Source organism: Halalkalibacter sp. APA_J-10(15), from assembly GCF_023017105.1.
Taxonomy (GTDB): domain Bacteria; phylum Bacillota; class Bacilli; order Bacillales; family Bacillaceae_D; genus Halalkalibacter.
Map to the genome: position 1 here is coordinate 204,173 of NZ_JALKEV010000001.1, position 20,919 is coordinate 225,091.

13 protein-coding genes are annotated in these 20,919 nt (G+C 39.8%); all 13 read left to right on the forward strand.

The window, feature by feature from the left end:
• The 13 genes from MW695_RS00970 (at position 1) to MW695_RS01030 (ending at position 20,900) form a co-directional block, all read left to right on the forward strand.
• Positions 1–2,652 carry a putative bifunctional diguanylate cyclase/phosphodiesterase gene (locus MW695_RS00970; RefSeq protein ID WP_247101846.1) on the forward strand — a complete coding sequence of 884 codons (2,652 nt, stop codon included), beginning with the start codon at positions 1–3 and terminating at the stop codon, positions 2,650–2,652.
• A 134-nt stretch (positions 2,653–2,786) separates the two neighbouring features.
• Positions 2,787–4,091 carry an ABC transporter substrate-binding protein gene (locus tag MW695_RS00975; protein ID WP_247101847.1) on the forward strand — a complete coding sequence of 435 codons (1,305 nt, stop codon included), beginning with the start codon at positions 2,787–2,789 and terminating at the stop codon, positions 4,089–4,091.
• Between the two features lie 59 nt (positions 4,092–4,150).
• A complete protein-coding gene (locus MW695_RS00980; protein WP_247103050.1) occupies positions 4,151–4,462 on the forward strand; it encodes a CHY zinc finger protein in 312 nt (103 codons plus the stop codon).
• Between the two features lie 50 nt (positions 4,463–4,512).
• Positions 4,513–6,678: a DNA topoisomerase III gene (locus MW695_RS00985; protein ID WP_247101849.1), complete on the forward strand. Its 2,166-nt coding sequence runs from the start codon at positions 4,513–4,515 to the stop codon at positions 6,676–6,678.
• A gap of 271 nt (positions 6,679–6,949) precedes the next feature.
• Positions 6,950–10,369: a glycoside hydrolase family 2 TIM barrel-domain containing protein gene (locus MW695_RS00990; RefSeq protein WP_247103055.1), complete on the forward strand. Its 3,420-nt coding sequence runs from the start codon at positions 6,950–6,952 to the stop codon at positions 10,367–10,369.
• 19 nt (positions 10,370–10,388) lie between these two features.
• Positions 10,389–12,437: an alpha-glucuronidase family glycosyl hydrolase gene (locus tag MW695_RS00995; RefSeq protein WP_247101853.1), complete on the forward strand. Its 2,049-nt coding sequence runs from the start codon at positions 10,389–10,391 to the stop codon at positions 12,435–12,437.
• 171 nt (positions 12,438–12,608) lie between these two features.
• The gene (locus MW695_RS01000; protein ID WP_247101857.1) at positions 12,609–13,547 is read left to right on the forward strand and encodes a helix-turn-helix domain-containing protein; all 939 of its coding nucleotides are present in this window, start codon (positions 12,609–12,611) and stop codon (positions 13,545–13,547) included.
• Between the two features lie 399 nt (positions 13,548–13,946).
• Positions 13,947–14,903 (forward strand): ABC transporter permease, encoded by a 957-nt coding sequence (locus MW695_RS01005; protein WP_247101858.1) that lies wholly within the window; start codon positions 13,947–13,949, stop codon positions 14,901–14,903.
• A 12-nt stretch (positions 14,904–14,915) separates the two neighbouring features.
• Positions 14,916–15,773: a carbohydrate ABC transporter permease gene (locus tag MW695_RS01010; RefSeq protein ID WP_247101867.1), complete on the forward strand. Its 858-nt coding sequence runs from the start codon at positions 14,916–14,918 to the stop codon at positions 15,771–15,773.
• Between the two features lie 57 nt (positions 15,774–15,830).
• Positions 15,831–17,378 carry an extracellular solute-binding protein gene (locus tag MW695_RS01015; protein WP_247101876.1) on the forward strand — a complete coding sequence of 516 codons (1,548 nt, stop codon included), beginning with the start codon at positions 15,831–15,833 and terminating at the stop codon, positions 17,376–17,378.
• A gap of 132 nt (positions 17,379–17,510) precedes the next feature.
• The gene (locus tag MW695_RS01020; protein ID WP_247101878.1) at positions 17,511–19,109 is read left to right on the forward strand and encodes a glycoside hydrolase family 43 protein; all 1,599 of its coding nucleotides are present in this window, start codon (positions 17,511–17,513) and stop codon (positions 19,107–19,109) included.
• A 15-nt stretch (positions 19,110–19,124) separates the two neighbouring features.
• Entirely contained in the window at positions 19,125–20,186 is a 1,062-nt protein-coding gene (locus MW695_RS01025) for an NAD(P)-dependent alcohol dehydrogenase (protein ID WP_247101880.1), read from the forward strand.
• The gene (locus MW695_RS01030) at positions 20,187–20,900 is read left to right on the forward strand and encodes an SDR family oxidoreductase (RefSeq protein WP_247101882.1); all 714 of its coding nucleotides are present in this window, start codon (positions 20,187–20,189) and stop codon (positions 20,898–20,900) included. It begins immediately after the preceding gene.
• Positions 20,901–20,919: the final 19 nt, after the last annotated feature.

Below are 20,919 nucleotides of genomic sequence, written 5' to 3' on the forward strand. Positions count from 1 at the left end.
ATGAATATAAAGCAATTCCTTCCCCATTCGGTAGGGCATTACGTGAATTTTGCGCTGTTGTTTATTATTACTTTCATATTGAAATTGTACAACCTTCCCTTTATGTTAGGTGTTTCGATTAGTTTAGCGAGTGTAGGGTTGTTTTTGATTTTAAGATTATATGGAGTACAAAAAGCGATTATTTCCGCGGTAATAATCCATTTACTATTCGTTTTACTCTTTCAAACGCCAGTATTCGATATCGTTTTTATTTTGGAGATTATTTGTGTAAGTGCTTTAGCAACATTTATGAAACGTGGGAATCTCGTTTTTTGGGATTTAATATTTTGGATTTTTGTCGGCGGACCACTTTCAATTCTAATCTATCATTTGATGTATGTTCAACATATTGAAAATGTTTTTTATTTTCAGGCGATGATTAATGTTACGAACGGGTTATTAAATGCATTGCTAGCAGATATTTTATTAGCCTATATTCCTTTTCATAAATGGATGACAAATCGTCGTGATCAGCGAAGTGGGGAAATGTATATTCATCAGATTCTCTTTCACTTTTCTATTGCGATGATTATTGTTCCCTTTTTACTTATTGTTGGTATTACGAACTTACATTCTCATCAATTGGAGAAGGGTCAAGCGAGACAAGTTGCAGTAAATACGATTAATAGCTTTGAACTGGAGCTATTAAATTGGCGTCAAGATGATTTAAGGCGATTGCAATTACTTGGGACCGTACAAAGAGGCTACATAGAAGATATCATTCAAAAGTATGCAGGGGATGAATGGTATAACGTTGTCGTTCTTGATAATGATAATGAAGTGATTATTGCGAGCGGTCTATCAAATGGAGATATACGTTCCTCAAAAGAATATGAAGAGATGTATGAAGAAAAGGAAATTTCACCGTACTTTTATCGTTATATTCCGTATGAATCAGAAAATGAATTAATGAGATGGGGAGAAGGCTATTATTTTTATTGGCGTGATTTAAACGTTGGCAATTTATCGGCTGTTGTCGTATTCCCCTTGTCTTATTTTCAGCAAAGGATGTTCGATGCATATATCGATCAATTTCAAACGTTCATTCTGTTTGTCGTTCTTGCTATGGGGATTGTTTATTTGTTAAACCGCCTGTTAATTCTCGGTTTTAACAATTTAGCAGCAACGACGACGGGGCTTCCACGGAAATTACAGCAGAAGAGCGTGATACATTGGCCGGATACTAGGGTGTATGAACTTCACTCGCTAGTTCGGAATTTCAAGCATATGTCAACGAAGCTTGTATCAATGTTTAATGAGAAGGAGGAAATGAATGAGCGATTAATGGAACAGGCAGCACAGCTGAGAGAATCGGAGAAGTCATTACATCAATTTGCCTATTTTGATATGCTAACAAGTCTACCTAATCGCTTGAACTTTCAACAGTATTTACAGGAATTGATAGAAACATATGGTGAAGATCGGTTTGCGGTTATATTTATCGATTTAAATCAATTCAAACAAATTAATGATACGTTAGGTCATGTAGCTGGGGACGAGCTATTGAAAAAGGTGGCTTACCGTCTTGAGAAAACGATATCTGATAATGTGAAAGTGTTTCGGTTAGGCGGTGATGAATTTACAGCTGTTGTTCATCCCGTCTTAGATGAAGATTTAAGCAAATTAGCAAGAAATCTGGAGGATCTCTTTATCGATCCAATTGATGTGATGGATATGACCCTTTATGTTAGTGCGAGTATGGGGGTGAGTATGTACCCTGATAACGGAAAGAATGTTGATACGCTTGTTAAGTTTGCAGATATGGCTATGTACAGCTCTAAGGACCAAGGAGGCACGACAATGCGCTTCTTTGATGAGAGTATGCAGTCACAATTTGAAGAGAAGATGCTGATTGAAAATGGGTTAAGAGATGCGTTGCGTCATGATCAGTTAGAATTGTATTATCAACCGAAAGTAGCAGCTGACACGGGTTGCATAACGAGTTTAGAAGTATTGATGAGGTGGAAGCACCCTGTATTAGGGGTAGTTCCTCCAAATAAGTTTATTAGAGTGGCGGAAGAAGTAGGTATTATTTATGATATTGACCGTTGGGGATTATTTAAAGCATGCCAGAGAGCGAAGGAGATGGAACGAGAATTAAATGAACCTATCTCTGTTTCTGTTAATATTTCAGCTAAACATTTTCATCAAGAACATATTCTAGTAATTTTAAAACAAGCATTAGCAGAATCAAAGCTTGATCCTTCACGTTTAAAAATTGAAATAACAGAGAGTGTGTTTAATAAAGATCTTAAAGGAGTTATTTCAGTCATGGACCAAATTCAACAATTAGGTGTGAGTGTTTCGATTGATGATTTTGGAATTGGATATTCCTCCTTGAATCAACTGTTACATTTACCAATTAATGAAGTGAAGCTAGATCGACAGTTTATAACAAACATTCATCATGATAGCAAAAAGGCTTCCGTCGTCAAAATGATCGTGGATTTGGCTAAGACACTACAATTAAATGTTGTAGCAGAAGGAATTGAAACAAAAGAGGAAAGCCAGGTTCTAAACGAATTAGGCTGTCATGAACTCCAAGGCTACTATTTCTGTAGACCATTGCCTGAGCAAGAAATCATTGATTTCTTAAAAGATAAGCACCTATAAAATTCTAGACACTTAATTAAGGTGGATGTAGGCGGATTCGTGGATGCGCACGATACAATGAAGAAAAGGCGCTATCGTGTTTTTTTCTTCATTGAACTTTGTAATAAGTGAGAGGGATTATGATGAGGAAATGTATGGTTGCGCTAATAGCGTTATTCCTGTGTATCGGCTGTGTAGGTGGAAGTCAAGTTGATGATGAAATAGGGCAAGAATTAGAACATGAGAGTTCTCAGTCGTGGAGAGAGGAGGATGTTCAATTAACATTATGGTCATTTTATGATAGTGGTTGGGAGTATTCGATTTCGGACTTTACTGAAGTGTACACGAATGTTTCAATTGAAGTGGAGGCCTTCCCATATGATAGTTATACGGACACCTACTTACATGCCTTATTGTCTAGAAGTGTTCCTGATATTATGGTTTTTGATAGTACTCATTTTGCCAAGTTTATCGATCTAGAGGGATTAGAAAACCTAGCAGAGCCTCCCTATACATTAACGGAATATGAGCAAGATATAGATGAGTCCTTTTGGTCAATAGGACAATCCTTTAATCAGCAGAAGATGTACGGCTTACCGATCTCGGCATCTCCAATTGTTACCTTTTATAGGCCGGATTTATTAGAGGAATATGGCTATCCAACTGAACCGGAGGACTTAGCAGAGTATATGTCTAGTCCAGAACAATGGTTGGAAATGGCGAGGACGCTCAAACAGGACGGAAGATGGATGATGCAGTGGGTAACAGAAATCGTCAATTTGGCAGCGAAAGATGTCGGTCTGTTTGATCAAGAGATGAATTTTCTTAGAATGGATCAAGACATGCAAGAGATGATTGAATTAGCGAAAGTGATTAATCAAGAAGGATTAAGTCCGGGATATAATTTGTATGAATCAAATGGACAGGATGCATTTCGAGACGATCGATTTGCAATGTTCTATCAAGGAAGCTGGGGCGAATACCAAATAGGAGATATTGCTCCTGAGCAGAAAGGGAAATGGAAGGCAACTAGGCTTCCCCTTGATTTATACGCATTAGATAGTAGTACGATTTTAGCGATTCCGTCAGCAAGTGAGCATAAGCAAGCGGCGTGGGCCTTTATGGAATATGTAGCCTTCGAGCATTCGATGCATGGGACATACGGTGTCGTTCCAAGTTATATGCCAGCTCAAGCGATTCCTGAAACGTTAGAGCAGCAAAGTGAGATTCTTTCTGGGCAACAGATTCAGCGCCTCTACCAAGATATTATGGAAAACATTGAGATGCCACGTTTAACACCTATTGACGAACAAGCAGAGCGAATATGGCATGATTATTTAGGGCAAGGCGTAGCATGGGATATTGATTCTGAAGAAATTATGGAAGAAATACGAGTGAGAATAGAAGATGAATTAAGTAGAGAAATGAGTATTTTAAGAAGACATGGGAATCTGGATTAGTCGTACAATGAAGAAAGAAGGGAATTGTGTTGGGCGATTCAATAGATGTGCTAGGTGTAATGGTTGATCAAAAGACGAGGTGTGCGCATTATCATACCGAAAAAGATGTCATCGCAATCAAACATCGCTGCTGTCATACGTATTATGCATGTATCAAATGTCATCTTGAATTAGCGAATCACAAACCAGCTGTCTGGAAAAAAGAACAATTCGATGAGAAAGCTGTACGATGCGGGGCGTGTCAAACAGAATTGTCGATAAACGAGTATTTGGAATCAAGTTTCCAATGTCCTTATTGTAAACATGAATTCAATGAACGATGTTCGTTGCATTATGGAGAATATTTTGAGGTGGATAGCGGAATCGGTTAGTATAATAAGGTTATTATATAATCACATAAATAATAGTTGGAGTTGTTTACATGAGTAAAATGGTCGTTTTAGCGGAAAAACCTTCTGTGGCACGAGATATAGCAAGTGTGCTGAAGTGTCATAAGAAAGGAAATGGCTACATCGAAGGAGATCGCTATATTGTGACGTGGGCGCTTGGCCATTTAGTAACATTAGCCGAGCCAGAGAAATATGGAGAGCAATATAAGACATGGAAGCTTGAGACATTGCCAATGTTGCCAAAGCTGAAGCTTGAAGTCATTAAGCAAACGAGCAAGCAATTTCGTGCTGTGCAAGCCCAGCTGAATCGACAGGATGTCAAACAGATTATTATTGCGACTGATGCTGGGCGTGAAGGTGAGCTTGTCGCTCGCTGGATTTTAGAGAAAGCACATGTGAAAAAGCCGATTAAGCGTTTATGGATTTCATCTGTGACCGATCGAGCGATTAAAGAAGGGTTCCAACGATTAAAGGATGGTCGAGAATATCAAGGTTTATATGACTCTGCTGTCGCTAGATCTGAAGCCGATTGGTATGTTGGAATAAACGGGACACGGGCGTTAACAACGAAATATCATGCACAATTATCATGTGGTCGTGTTCAAACGCCAACATTAGCGATGGTCGCAAAACGAGAGCGTGACATTCAAAGCTTTAAACCGACGACGTATGACGAGTTATTTGTTGAGGTCCGTAACGGTTTTTCATTACAATGGCAGCATGCATCATCAAATGAAAAACGAATGTTTGACAGAGAGAAGTCTCAGCTTATTAAGCAGAAGGTTGAGAAGAGCTCGTTAGTGATCACGAATGTTGATGTGAAAAAGAAGAAGACCTATGCTCCTGCACTGTATGATTTAACTGAGCTACAGAGAGAGGCTAATCAACGTTATGGCTACTCTGCGAAAGAAACGCTTTCGAGTCTACAGCGTTTATATGAGCAGCATAAGGTCATTACGTATCCACGAACGGATTCACGCTTTTTGTCGTCAGATCTTGTCGATACACTCGTAGAACGTATTAAAGCGTGTGATATTCAGCCATTTCGAAAAGCGGTATTACAAGTGAAACAGCAGAAGCTTTCATCACGCCTAGCGTGCTTCAATGATAAGAAGGTAAGCGACCACCATGCGATTATCCCAACAGAGCAAGCTGTCTCAGCTTCGTTACCAGATAAAGAAGCGAAGCTGTATCGCTTAATTGTCAGGCGTTTTTTAGCAAATTTACTACCTGCCTATGAATATGAACAAACGACCATCTTAGCTGAAGCGGCTAAAGAACGTTTTACTGCTAAAGGCCAACGCCCATTAGCAGCAGGCTGGAAGGTTGTCAATGAACAGGACGATCAAGAGCAAAAGGCAACACTGCCGCAGGTGACTAAAGGTGAAACGTTAGCTATTAAAAGGGCTTCTCTAGAAAAAGGGCAAACCAAACCACCTGCACGGCTTACGGAAGCAACGTTATTAAGTGCGATGGAAAAGCCTGCAGCCTTTTTAGAGGAAGAAAGTGCAGAGCTTGTTAAGACTTTAGGCGAAACAGGTGGAATTGGGACAGTAGCAACGCGCGCAGATATTATTGAAAAGCTGTTAAATACGCAATTAATGGAAAAGCGTGGTAAGGATTTAGTTATAACGAAGAAAGGGAAGCAGCTACTTGAGCTTGTTCCAAGTGAGCTACAATCACCGGCATTGACGGCAGAGTGGGAGCAAAAGCTTGACCAAATTGCAAAAGGGAAGCTAAATAAAGCAGCTTTTATTGCTGAAATGAAGCAATATGCGACAACGATTGTGTCAGAAATTAAACAGAGTACACAAACCTTTAAGCATGATAACGTCACCGGAACCCCTTGTCCACAATGTGGAAAACTATTACTTGAGTTAGAAAACAAGCATGGGAAACGACGTGTATGTCAGGATCCAGCCTGTGGATATAAGAAAAACATTTCCAAAACGACCAATGCCCGTTGTCCTAACTGTAAAAAGAAGATGGAGCTATGGGGTGAGGGAGACGGCCAAATGTTTGCTTGTGTTTGTGGACATCGGGAAAAGATGTCGACATTCCAAGAAAAAAGAAAGAAAAATCAACATAAAAAAGTGTCTAAGCGAGAAGTGAATCAATATATGAAGAAGCAAAAGGATAGTGAATTTACGAATTCAGCTTTAGCAGATGCTCTGTCGAAGCTGAAGCTAGATAAATAAGAGCCATTTTTTTATCGATGACACATCTAAGAGAAGTCCGCTATCGTGGACTTCTCTTAATCTTTATAGTACATAATAACTGTATTTTATGAATATTTTATTGAAATAAGAGATTAAGTTCCTTATAATGAAAAGACGATCTTAACTACCATACTAGTATGGTGATAGGAGGGTTCATAAGGGAAAGGTTTAAATGGTAAAGAGACAAGGACAATAATCGAAGCGAAAAGGTACAGTAACTGAAGCTGTAGAAAGTGAGCTGATTGTTATGTTGAATAATCAAATTCTATTTAACGATGGTTGGGAGTTTGCCAAGAGTCGTTTAGATGTGACGGATGATGAAAACCTTTCATATGAGCCTGTTGACCTCCCTCATGATTGGTTAATTTACGATACGTCAAACTTATATGAAACGAGTATAGGTTGGTATCGGAAAACATTCCATTGTCCGAAGAATCGACGAATGTTCTTGTATTTTGAAGGAGTTTATATGGATTCCTCTATCTATGTAAATGGTCAATTTGTCGGAGAGTGGAAAAATGGTTACTCCTCTTTCGAATATGAAATAACAGATGCGCTTGTAGATGGTGAAAATGAAATCGTTGTCAAAGTAGTCTTTCAAGCGCCTAATAGTAGATGGTATTCAGGTGCTGGGATTTATCGTAATGTCTGGTTGAAATCAAGAAGTGATCATTACATTGAGTCAGATGGAATCTATATTTCTACTACTGAAATGGAAGACGGTTGGAAAGTTGAGGTTGAAACGGAGCTTAATGTGGCAAATGACGTCATTGTTTCCCATCAATTGTTGTATAAGGGGAAGGTGATCACAACGACCTGCGAACAAGTGTTGTCAGCTACCGAAATAAATAAACAGAGCTTATTTGTGGCAAGTCCAAAGCTTTGGAGTGTGAATGAACCGAATTTGTACGAACTAGAAACAACTCTCTCTTTAGCTGAGGTGGAGCAGCATTCGAATTTATTGGAAGCGGTTTCTCTATCGGTCGGATTTAGAACTGTTCAATTAGATTCACAAAAGGGGCTTTTTGTTAACGGGGAAAAGGTGAAAATAAATGGTGTGTGTGAGCACCATGATTTAGGGGCATTAGGTGCGGCTTTTAATAAGACGGCATTAAAAAGAAGACTCGTCATATTGAAGGAAATGGGTGTAAATGGGATACGTACGGCTCATAATATGCCAGCTGTAGAATTAATGGACTTAGCGGACGAAATGGGGTTTTTAGTCGTTTCTGAAGCATTTGATATGTGGGAAAGGCCGAAGACGAAATACGATTACGCGCGTTTCTTTAAAGACTGGGCATACAAGGATGTACGAAGCTGGGTAAGACGAGATCGCAATCATCCAAGCTTAATCATGTGGAGCATTGGGAATGAAATTTATGACACTCATGCAGATGAAAGAGGTCAGGAAATTACAAGGAAGCTCATGGAATATGTAGAACAATTTGATCCGAAGCAAAATGGTTATGTGACAATTGGCTCAAACTATATGCCGTGGGAAAATGCCCAGAAATGTGCTGATATCGTCAAAGTTGCTGGCTATAATTATGCTGAGAAGTATTATGAGAAGCACCATGAGGAGCATCCTGATTGGATTATTTATGGAAGTGAAACGTCTTCGCTTGTGCAAAGTCGGGGGATTTATCATTTTCCGTTTGAGCAATCGATTTTAGCTGATGACAATGAACAATGCTCTTCTCTTGGGAATAGTTCGACGAGCTGGGGGGCGAAATCAGCTGAAGCGTGCATCATTGCAGAAAGAGACACGCCTTTTTCATTAGGCCAATTTTTATGGACGGGTTTTGATTATATTGGTGAGCCAACGCCATATCATACGAAGAATTCGTACTTTGGGCAAATAGATACGGCTACGTTTAAGAAGGATGCGTACTATGTGTATCAAGCTGAGTGGACGGATTATAAGACGAGTCCGATGGTGCATATTTTCCCATACTGGGATTTTAATAAAGGTCAAATCATCGATATTCGTGTTTGCTCGAATGCTCCAAAAATTGAGCTGCAATTCAATGGCGAAACGGTTGGAACGCATCATATTGATCATGAAAATGGAACGGACCTTGTCGGTTGGTGGAAGATTCCGTTTGAAGAAGGTGAGTTAAAAGCAATTGCCTATGATGAGCACGATCAGGTGATTGCAACAGATATAAGAAGGTCATTTGGAGAAGCGAAGGAAATTCGGTTAGAGCTAGATAAGAAGCAGCTTAGAGCGAATGGGACAGATTTGGTCTTTATGGAAATATCAATGGTTGATAAAGATGGCAATCGAGTCGAAAATGCCAATAATCGTGTGGATGTGATGGTATCTGGTGCTGGACGGTTAGTCGGACTCGATAATGGTGATAGCACGGATTATGATCAATATAAAGGAACAAGTCGCCGGTTATTTAGTGGCAAGCTGATGGCAATCATTGCTGCAAAGCTAGAGCCGGGGGATGTTCATATAAAAGTATCTTCAAAAGAATTCAAAAGCGAACAGATAACGATAAAGTCGATCGCGACAGACGAAGATCTGGTAGGTGTTTCAGCATTTATGGAAAATGAACGTATACCTGTTGTGATGGGTGATGCTGACGAAGTTCCACTACGTAAAATAGAGATCGTCAGTGATGCGGGTCAACAGTTAGATCCGAATAAAAAAGAGCTGACTGTAACGGCTATACTGCATCCAGAACATACGTCGTATCAAGAGGTGGAATGGAGTGCGGTAGCAGACAACGGTAGTGAATCGAACATAGCTAAGGTAGAGTCTGATGGCCATCGTGCGAACGTTACTGCGTTAGGAGATGGAGAGTTTCGCTTGCGCTGTACGAGCAAAAATGGAACAGGAAAAACGAAGCTTATCTCGCAATTAGAGATGAAAGCAGTAGGGCTAGGGACAGCCTATAAGGATGCGTACGGATTTATTTCGGCAGGGCTTTATGATTACAGCAAAGGTGAAGTGACGAATGGCAACGAACGTGGTGTTGCAACAAGTCGGGATGGTCAAACGCAAGTCGGTTTTCGGGAGATCGACTTTGGTGAAAGTGGCTCTAATACGATAACGATTCCGATATTCGCCTTGTCGAGTGAGGAATATCCGATTCAAATTTGGGAAGGGATGCCTGAAGAAGAAGGAAGTTCATTAGTAGCTGATGTCGTCTATCAGAAGCCATCGAAGTGGAATGTATATCAAGAAGAAACGTATAAGCTGAACAAGAAGTTGAAAGGAATTACGTCGCTTTGTTTTGTGTTAAATCAGAAGGTGCACATTAAAGGCTTTTCCTTTGAAAAGCAAAATCGTGCATTTGAAACGAATTTGGCATTAGATGCTGAGCATATTTATGGAGATTCCTTTGAATTGAAGGACCAAACGGTAGAAAGAATCGGGAATAATGTTTCGTTAACGTATGAGTCAATCGACTTTACGACAGCAGGAACGTCAACCATTACGGTTTATGGTCGTGCTCCTGTTGATAAAAATACGATCCAAATCCGTTTTGAAAATGATGAAGGTGAATCAAGTCAAATGATTGAGTTCGATCAGTCAGCAGACTATGAAGAAAAAACGTTTGACTTAGAAAAGGTTACGGGCATTCAGAAAGTTACTTTTGTTTTCTTACCAGGGTGTAATTTTGACTTTGGATGGTTCAAGTTCAATAAGTCACTTTAAAATAAAGGAGTGTTCAAAGATGAACGCAGAAAGTTATAAAAGCTGGTTACAATATGATGCAATCAAAGACGTACAAAAGCGTGATCAGTTGGCTGAATGGTGTCAGAATATTGCTATATATGATCAGTCGATACAAGTGCAGACAGCGAAAGAAGAGCTAGTACGAGGCTTAGCATCAATGGTCGGTGTTAAACCGCAAATATCTAATTCCGTGAATCAGGCTATCGTGTTAGCAACCCGTGAGACGCTTCCAAAGGAGGCCGATCACATTAAAGCGCAACCGTTAGAGGATGTTAATGATGAAGGTTTTATGATTGAAAGTGATGAACAAACAAAATCTGTTTATTTAGTTGGGAACAGTCCAACTGGTGTGCTCTATGCTGCATTTCGTTTTTTAAGAGATATTCAACGTGATCAGGCAATCGATTCTTTCAATATCATCGACCGTCCACGAAATCAAATTCGGATGATCAATCAATGGGATAATATGGACGGTAGTATTGAACGAGGCTACGCAGGTCAGTCGATTTTCTATAAAGATAACGAATTTCGAAAAGATTTAGAGCGAGTGAAAGACTATGCAAGATTACTTGCTTCTGTAGGGATTAATGCGATTTCCATCAATAATGTGAATGTGTTTGAAGTGGAAACCCATTTAATTACGAAGCGATTCCTGCCAGATGTTGCCGAGGTAGCCGATGTGTTTCGTGCATATGGTATAAAGACATTTTTAAGTATCAATTATGCGAGTCCGATTCAAATTGGCAATCTCTCAACCGCGGACCCGTTAGATGAAGAAGTGAAAGCTTGGTGGAAGGCTAAAGCGCAGGAAATTTATGATTTCATTCCGGACTTCGGTGGATTTGTCGTAAAAGCTGATTCAGAGCATCGTCCAGGGCCGTTCTCCTATGGACGTGATCATGCAGATGGCTCCAATATGTTAGCGGAGGCGTTAGAGCCATTTAATGGGGTCGTTATTTGGCGCTGCTTCGTTTACAATTGCTTGCAAGATTGGCGAGATCGAAAGACAGATCGAGCACGAGCAGCGTATGATCACTTCAAGAAGCTAGATGGACAGTTCCATGAGAATGTCGTCTTGCAAATTAAAAATGGTCCGATGGATTTCCAAGTGAGAGAGCCTGTATCTCCTTTATTCGGTGCAATGCAGGAAACAAATCAAGTGTTGGAGTTTCAAGTGACTCAAGAGTATACAGGTCAGCAAAAGGATTTATGTTATCTTGTACCGTTATGGAAAGAAGTACTCGACTTTAACACATTTGCTAAAGGGGAAGATGCGCCAATTAAATCGATAGTGGACGGCTCGCTGTATGACAGTAAGTATAGCGGAATTGCCGCTGTTTCCAACATTGGTGATGATGAAAATTGGACGGGGCATACGTTAGCACAAGCGAACTTCTATGGATATGGCCGATTAATCTGGGATCCAGAGCTCTCCTCAGAACAAATTGCCGACGAATGGATCAGGCTCACGTTTGGAGAAGACCGTCAGGTGAATGATTCAGTGTATCCAATGCTATTAAACTCGTGGTCGATCTATGAAAATTACACAGCACCTCTTGGAATTGGTTGGATGGTGAATCCCAATCATCATTACGGACCCAATATTGATGGCTATGAATATTCCGTTTGGGGAACATATCATTTTGCTGATTGGCAAGGTATCGGTGTCGACCGCACAGCGAAGAGTGGAACAGGCTATGCTGGACAATACTTTTCACCGAACGCCGAAATGTATGAGTCGATTGAGTCATGTCCAGATGAACTGATTCTCTTTTTCCACCATGTCCCATATACACATCGGCTGAAATCTGGTGAGACGGTCATACAGCACATTTATAACACTCATTTTAAAGGAGTCGAGCAAGTGGAGGAGTTGATCTTGACTTGGGAAAAGGTGAAAGGGAGGATTGATGAAGAGCGCTATCATAACGTTCGTGAAAGGCTTGATATGCAGCTTTCAAATGCCAAGGAATGGCGTGATATGGTTAATACGTATTTCTATCGAAAATCAGGCATTCATGATGAGAAGAAACGGACGATTTATTAATCGTTTCATGCAAAAGGGTTAATTGACGAACATGCTATAATGAATGTATAAAATGAAATTGCATACCGTTAATGATCATCCAACTGAAACGAGCAAGGTTAAACAGTTCAAATGTTGTGTTGCCGTCTTGATAAGAAATTGTTGTTGGAATTGATTAGAAGGGGGTAAGCTATGAATTTTACATTTGAAGATAAAGGCATTTCAGAAAACCATAAGATTACAGAGCCATACTCGATTAAAGAGTATATTTATCCTGATATTAAAACAGGATTTGAGCTCTACGGAATGCATGTAAGAGAAGTGAATCAATCTTGGAGCTACCCTACGCACGAGCATGCCATGTATGAAATTAATTTAGTAACAGAAGGGCACCAAACGTTTATTGTAAATGGTAAAACGCATGATCAATACGCTGGAGATATTGTTCTTTGTCGTCCGGGTGAGCCTCATTCTAGTAAAGGTGGAAGCAGTGAAACATTTACGTATTTCTGTTTGCACTTTACAATTGATGATAAGCTCTTTCTTCCGTATTTAAAAGATTCCTGTGAACTATTTTATCCTGCTAATTCATTATTGGCTCGTAGAATTTACCCTTTTCTAGAACGGTTAATCAACTTATCAAATAAAGCTGACTTTGGTTTGGCAGAAACGATGCATATGCACTCGGTAATGTTTGAGCTTTTAGCTGCGCTTGTCGGTGGATTGCAACATAAACAGGTCAAAAAAGAAAAAGTATCAGAACGAGCGGCGCAATTAGCCTATCGAATTGCACATGAAATTGAAAAATTAGTTGAACAGCCTTTTTCCGATGAGGATCATGCTAGAATGGGAATTGATCAAATTGCCTCAGAGCTTAATATCAGTTGTTCCTATTGTCATCGAATATTTAAATCGGTTTATAATATGTCACCACGACAATATTTATCGTTTAAAAAACTAAATGAATCAAAAAAGAGCCTTCTCAAAAGGGAGGATTCAATTGAGGCAGTAGCAGAAAAGATGGGTTATTATGATGTGGCTCATTTTAGTCGCCAATTCAAAAGGTGGACAGGTTTAACACCGAGTCAATTTAGAAAGAATTTAATTGTTTCTCAAGAACAAGTTCAGTAATGGGTAAAATAAGGGGGCTGTCCTATAAGTCTTAATTGACTTGAGGCAGCTCCCTTTGTTTAAGAACAGTTATATTCTTTACGGGTAGGACGATGGGTTCCGGTCTCTGTTTAACGTATTGTTTTAGTTATTAAGCAGGTCTTAGTTAAGAGCGCAACGTTCAAAGGCGGACGTAAGCTCCTCACTCGGACAGACTACAGCCCTCTTTCCCATTCGGTTAGCGCATATAAATGCTGTCATGCTTTTGTGTTGATTTGGGTAAATCGTTTTGCAGAAAGGTACATAGACGATTGGTTCACCGTCTTGTTACAATGAAATCAACAAGTTGAATAGTCCTTACTACTAAGAAATAAAGCCTCAGTAGTTAGTGGGTTACAGAATATGGGGGTGCTTATTGCTATGAATGTAAACGCTATCAAATCAAAATACGAAAAAATTAATGTGAAGCTGACAAACGGCCGATTTAAAAATATTTGGAAGTATCGCTGGCTTTATGCTTTTATGCTACCGGGGGTTTTGTTTTTTCTAACGTTCAGATATGCCCCGATGTGGGGACTTGTAATGGCCTTTCAAGATTATCGCCCTCACTTAGGTATATTTGGAAGTGAGTGGGTTTGGTTAAAGCACTTTGAGCGATTTTTTACATTACCTGACTTTTGGATGTTATTTCGAAACACATTATTGCTTGCGTTGTACGATTTAATTATTTTCTTTCCTCTGACGATCATTTTAGCGCTTATGCTAAATGAAATAACGAGGGAGTGGTTTAAAAAGAGTGTACAAACGATTGTCTATATTCCGTATTTCCTCTCATGGGTCGTTATCGTTGGGATTACGCACATTTTACTTTCAACAGAAGGCGGTATTATTCAACATTTCTTATTCAGCTCGTTTGGAGTTAGTATAGATTTCTTAACGAGTACCGATTGGTTCCGGCCACTTATTGTGATGCAAATGATTTGGAAGGATGCAGGGTGGGGGACGATCATCTTTTTGGCAGCGCTTACAGGTGTGAATCCAGCACTGTACGAGGCAGCTAGGTTAGATGGAGCGAATCGACTTCGATTGATTTGGCATATTACGTTACCATCGATTCGAAATATTATTATCATTCTATTAATTTTACGATTAGGGAATTTCCTTGATCTAGGCTTTGAGCAAATTTTCTTAATGGTTAACTCGTTAAATCGGGAAGTAGGGGAAGTCTTTGATACGTATGTCTATCGAGTCGGACTCGTGCAAGGGCAATTTAGTTACAGTGCTGCGGTTGGATTGTTTAAAGCGGCTGTAGGTCTTGTTTTAGTCATGGGGGCGAACTGGATTGCGAAGAAATTTGGTGAAGAAGGTATTTATTAGGAGGTGTCGCTCATGGAGCAAAAACCAAAAGTGTCAGTGCGAATATTTGATGGTCTAAATTATGTGTTTCTTGCTGTATTTTCAATGGTTTGTATTGGGCCATTTATATATGTTGTGATCGCTTCCTTTTCCTCGAGCAACAGTGTCATTCCATCTGGTTTTACACTTGATGCATATAAGTATATCTTTTCAACAGCCACGTTTGTTAGAAGTTTAGGAGTATCGGCGTACATTACGTTGCTCGGAACATTCTTAAGTATTTTGGTGACAACGTTGATGGCTTATGCCCTCTCATTTAGAGGATTGCCAGGACGAAAATGGATTATGCTCGCAGTCATTTTTACGATGCTATTTAATGGGGGAATGATCCCAACATATATCGTTGTGAGAAGTCTTGGATTAATTGATACGTATTGGGCATTAATGCTTCCGAATTTGATTATGGCATTCTATTTAATCATTATGAGAGGCTTCTTTCAAAATATCCCTGGCGAAATTATTGAGTCAGCTAAAATTGATGGAGCCAACGACTTGTCCATTTTAATTAGAATTGTGTTGCCACTTTCGATGCCAGTTATTGCAGCCATTTCATTATTCTATGCAGTTGGTATTTGGAATCAATATTTCGGGGCGGTTATGTATATGAACTCACCAGAGAAATGGCCGGTTCAAGTCGTCTTAAGGCAAGTCGTCATACTCGCAAGCGGAAATATTGGAACTGAAAGTGCAATGGATGCCGATTCTTCCTTTATTGGTCAATCATTGAAAATGGCTGTAGTTGTCGTTTCGATTGTACCAATCTTGTTAGTGTATCCATTCATTCAAAAGCATTTCGCGAAAGGAATGCTCCTAGGCTCGATAAAAGGATAATCCATTTCTTGAATGGCTTATCATTTTATAAATACAAACATACATGGAGGGGTAGTCATGAAAAGTAAGGTCTTTTTTAAACCGTTTCTATTATTGCTGCTTATGTTCACTGTGCTAGTCTTTGTCGCTTGTAGTAATGGCGAGGATGAGAATGGATCAGATGAACCGAGGGAACCATCAGATGAAGGAGCAGCTGAATCAGGTGAACCTTTAGAAATTTCGATGGGCTTGAACTTTGATGGAACAGAGGCTCCAGAGAGTGGAAATGAAGTAGAACGTTTAATTGAAGAATATACAAATACACAATTGGATATTACGCATATGGTTAGTGCAAATTTCTGTGAACGATTACCTGTATTAATTGCTTCTGGTGATTTGCCAGATGTCATTCCGAGTTGTGGACCACCGAATCAGCCATATCTGCTTAGTGCGATGCAAGACGGGGTGTTTTGGGAGATTGGACAATACCTTGATCAGTTTCCGAATTTAGCGTCGATGACTGATATTGTATATAACAATGTAGAAGTAAATGGGGAATTATATGGTATTCCAAGATATCGTCCATTATCTCGATTTGTAACGGTTTACCGTAAGGACTGGTTAGATAACCTAGGAATTGATGAACCGACAAATATGGATGAATTTTATGCGGCGCTTGAAGCTGTTTCGAATAATGATCCGAATAACTCAGGATCAGATGATACGAGAGGGTACACGAGTGTTGCTTTGCCAGGTGACTTTGGTTTAGATTTTGGTTTAGCATTTGGTGCGCCTAATAATTGGGATGTTGATGAAGCGGGCAATTTTATTGCTGAACATGAAACCGAAGAGTATTTAGAAGGGTTAAAGTTTTCACGCCAAATGTATGAAGACGGAGTTGTAAATAGTGATATTGTGGCTCCAGATCGTTCGACGAGAGAGGCAGATTTCGAAAATGGAATAACAGGCTTCTACGGCGCAGCTACTAACAATGTTGTGTCGATTGAAAGTCGCCTGTTAAACAATTTTCCTGATGCGGAGCTTGGTGTTTACAGTGCACTTGAAGGGGTTGATGGTGAGAGAAGGCTAGAGGGTGCAATGGGTTCAAACGGGATTCTTATGTTCCCGAAAAGCTCTGTTGAAACCGAAGAGCACTTACTGCAATTGCTAGGTTTCTTTGAGACATTAAATGATCAAGAAATGGTCGATTTACTTGGTTGGGGTATTGAAGGTACTCATTATGAGATGGTTGATGGTCAGCCGCAATATATTGATTATGACGTTTATATGAATGATGTAGGCTTCCCTTACCGCTTCCCGTTAGTAACTGCTCCAATTGATGATGTTATGACGCAAGGTCAATTGTCAGAGCTTGAAGAGCGTGTTCGAGAAATTGAAGTAGAGAATGATGAATTTGCTGTTATGGATCCAGCCATTAACTTAATTTCTGATACGAGAAATGAGTTAGGTGCTGATTTAGATCAATTAATTAATGATGCGAAGTACCGCTTCGTAACAGGTTCGATTGATGAAGATGGCTGGTGGGCTGAAGTAGATACATGGAGAAGTCGTGGTGGAGATACGATTCGTGCTGAATTAGAAGAGTTATACGCAGAGCGTCAATAAACCGTCTGTTGAACAATCAAAGACCTGGTCAGTGATTTCATTTGGTCAGGTCTTCTTTTTACCCTTTAGTTATACAAGTTATTAACATTCTATGTATATTTTGGTTCATTCTCTATAAAAGAAGGTGAAAAAATGAAAAAAATTATAAATCCAATTTTAACAGGATTTAATCCTGATCCGTCTATTATTAGAGTGGAAGAGGACTATTATATTGCGACGTCAACCTTTGAATGGTTTCCTGGTGTGCAGATCCACCATTCACAAGATTTAATAAATTGGAACGTAATCACTCACCCTGTTGGTGAGAAGCAGATAGATATGATAGGTGATCCAGATTCTGGTGGGGTGTGGGCACCGTGCTTGAGCTATGATAATGGTGTCTATTATTTAGTGTATACAGATGTCATTAGTCATATGGGGCCTTACAAAGATACTCATAATTATTTAATTTCAGCAACCGATATTATGGGGCCGTGGTCAGATCCAGTTTATTTAAATAGCAGCGGATTTGATCCTTCGTTGTTCCATGATGATGACGGAAAGAAATGGATTTTAAACATGATATGGGATCATCGTAAAAATAAGAATTCGTTTGCAGGGATTGTTATGCAAGAATACTCAGAAAGAGAAAAGAGCTTAGTAGGTCCGATCTATAACATCTTTAAAGGTACCGAGCTTGGTTTGACGGAAGGTCCACACATTTATAAGCATAATGGTTATTATTATTTAATGACTGCAGAAGGGGGAACTAGATGGGAGCATGCGATAACCGTTGCTCGTTCGACTCAATTAACTGGCCCTTATGAAGTAGATCCTCAAAGTCCAATGCTAACATCTGCTTATAAGCCTGAGCTAGAGCTGCAAAAGGCTGGACACGGTAGCCTCATAACAACTCCTAATAATGAGCTCTATCTTGTTCACTTATGCGGACGACCTGTAAAGCCATCAGGGAACTGTATTCTCGGTCGGGAAACGGCAATTCAATTGTGCGAATGGACAGAAGAAGGTTGGCTTCGACTAGCTAAAGGTGGCAATGATCCTCAAGTTACAATTGCTGCTCCTCCATCACCTGAATATCGAATTCATTCAACAGCGGGGCGTGTGGACTTTTCTGTTGATCAACTACCTATTGAATTTCAATCGTTGCGAGAGCCACAGTATGAAGGTTGGCTATCATTAAAAGACAGACCGGGATTTCTCCGTTTGAAAGGGAGAGAGTCATTATATTCAACACAGCGCCAAAGCTTAATTGCGAGAAGACAACAAGCATTTTCGGTAGAGGTGGAGACAGTCATGGAATATGAACCGGAATGTTTTCAACAAATGGCGGGATTAATTTATTATTACAACACGAAAAACTATCATTATTTATTCGTTAGTTATGATGAAGAGTTTGGCAAGTATTTAGGGATTATGTCGAGTAATCGTGGAGTCTATGAAGAACCTATACAAGATTGGGTATCGCTAGAAGAACATAAGAGCATCTATTTAAAAGCGGATATTCATCATGAAGAGATGCGATTTTCTATTTCAACAGATGGTCAGCAATGGGATGAAGTAGCTCCAACGCTAGATGCGAGTATTATTTCCGATGAAAATGCTGAACTTGTGAAGGATGGAGTTGCTCTTGATCAAGGATTTACGGGAGCATTCGTAGGACTGTGTGCTCAAGATTTAAGTGGGCGCAAGAAGCATGCTGATTTTAATTATTTTCAATACCGTGAGCGTTAGAGGGGAGTTTAGCATATGAGTGGAAAAATGAAAGCAGCTGTTTTAAATAAGCCACTAGATATTGAAGTGAAAGAGAGAGACGTTCCAACGATCAATGAAAATGAAGTGTTAGTAAAGGTCCATTGTATTGGTGTTTGTGGCTCTGATGTTCATTATTATGAGCACGGGAAAATTGGACGTTACGTTGTAAAGGAGCCGATTATTTTAGGGCACGAGTTGGCAGGTGATGTTGTAATGATTGGAGCGTCGGTCTCTCATCTTAAGGTAGGTGACCGTGTCGCAATTGAACCTGGTGTGACGTGTGGAACGTGTCAATATTGCAAATCTGGTCGCTATAATCTATGTCCTGATGTCGTCTTCATGGCAACACCTCCTGTAGATGGGGCTTGGGCTGATTATGTCAAAATTCGTGCAGATTTCGCCTTCAAATTACCTGATTCAATGAGCTTTGAAGAGGGAGCGTTATTAGAACCGTTATCAGTTGGTTTTCATTCAATGATTCGAGGTGAGGTTAAGCCATCTGATCGCCTGTTCATAAGCGGCTTAGGACCAATAGGCTTACTAGCTGTACAAGCAGCAAAATTATTTGGGGTGACTGAAATATATGCAAGCGACGTTGTCCCATTTCGGAGGCAGTTGGCTGAAGAGCTTGGCGTAACAGCCGTTCTAAATCCGTTAGAAGGAGATGTGAATCAGCAGCTTACAGACGACTTGACAAGCGAAAATGGGATTGATGTCGTGATTGAAACATCAGGTAATGCTAGTGCAGTCGGTGACACGGTTCATGTCGTGAAACGAGGTGGGCGGATTGTGTTAGTCGGTATGCCGGTTCAAGATGAGATCCCATTGAATGTCAATCAGCTCATTGATGCTGAATTAAATGTTCATGGAGTATTTCGCTATGTGAATACGTACCCTGCTGCGATTCAGTCGTTATCAAACTCTGACCTATCCATTGAAAAAATCATTACTCATAAATATGCGCTTAAAGATATTAAGAAAGCGGTTGAAATGGCTAGAACAGCGAAGGATACAAGTATTAAAATTATGATTTATCCGAATGAGGAGAATGTGTAGATGACAAGCTACAATCAGTCGATTTTTATCACAGGTGGAGCGAGAGGGCTGGGGTTGGAGCTATCAAAGAAGTATTTAGGGGAAGGATTTCGTGTCTTTGCTGGAATTCGTCAGTCTAATCGAGTGACCGATCAATTAGAAAATCTTTATCCTAAACAATATATAGTAATTCAAGTCGATGTTTCCGATGATCAATCCGTTACTGAAGCTGCAGTTAAGATCAAAAAGCATGCCGATCAATTAGACGTTGTAATTAATAATGCGGCTGCTCGCTTTAAAGAAACGCTTTTATCTTTAGATGCCATTGATATTGATACGTCGTTGAAAGCTTTTAATATCAATACACTAGGTCCTTTAAGAGTGGCTAAGAATTTGGCTGATTTAATCAAAAAGGGCGAAATGAAAGTTTGGGTTAATATCTCTTCAGAAGCGGGGAGTATAGCGAATTGTCAACGAAACAGTGAGTTTGATTATTGCATGTCAAAGGCTGCTCTTAATATGCAAAGTGCTCTTTTACAAAATGAGTGGAAGGAAGATCAAGTGAAGGTTTTGGCAATTCATCCAGGATGGATGAAAACGGATATGGGAGGAGAGAGGGCTCCTTTAAGTCCGAGGGAATCAGCACAGGAAATCTATGAAACGATTAAGAAAAATAAAGAAAATGTCGATAAGTCAACCTTTATCGATTACGAGGGTACGCCATATCCTTGGTAATTTTGGAGCGGATGGAGTG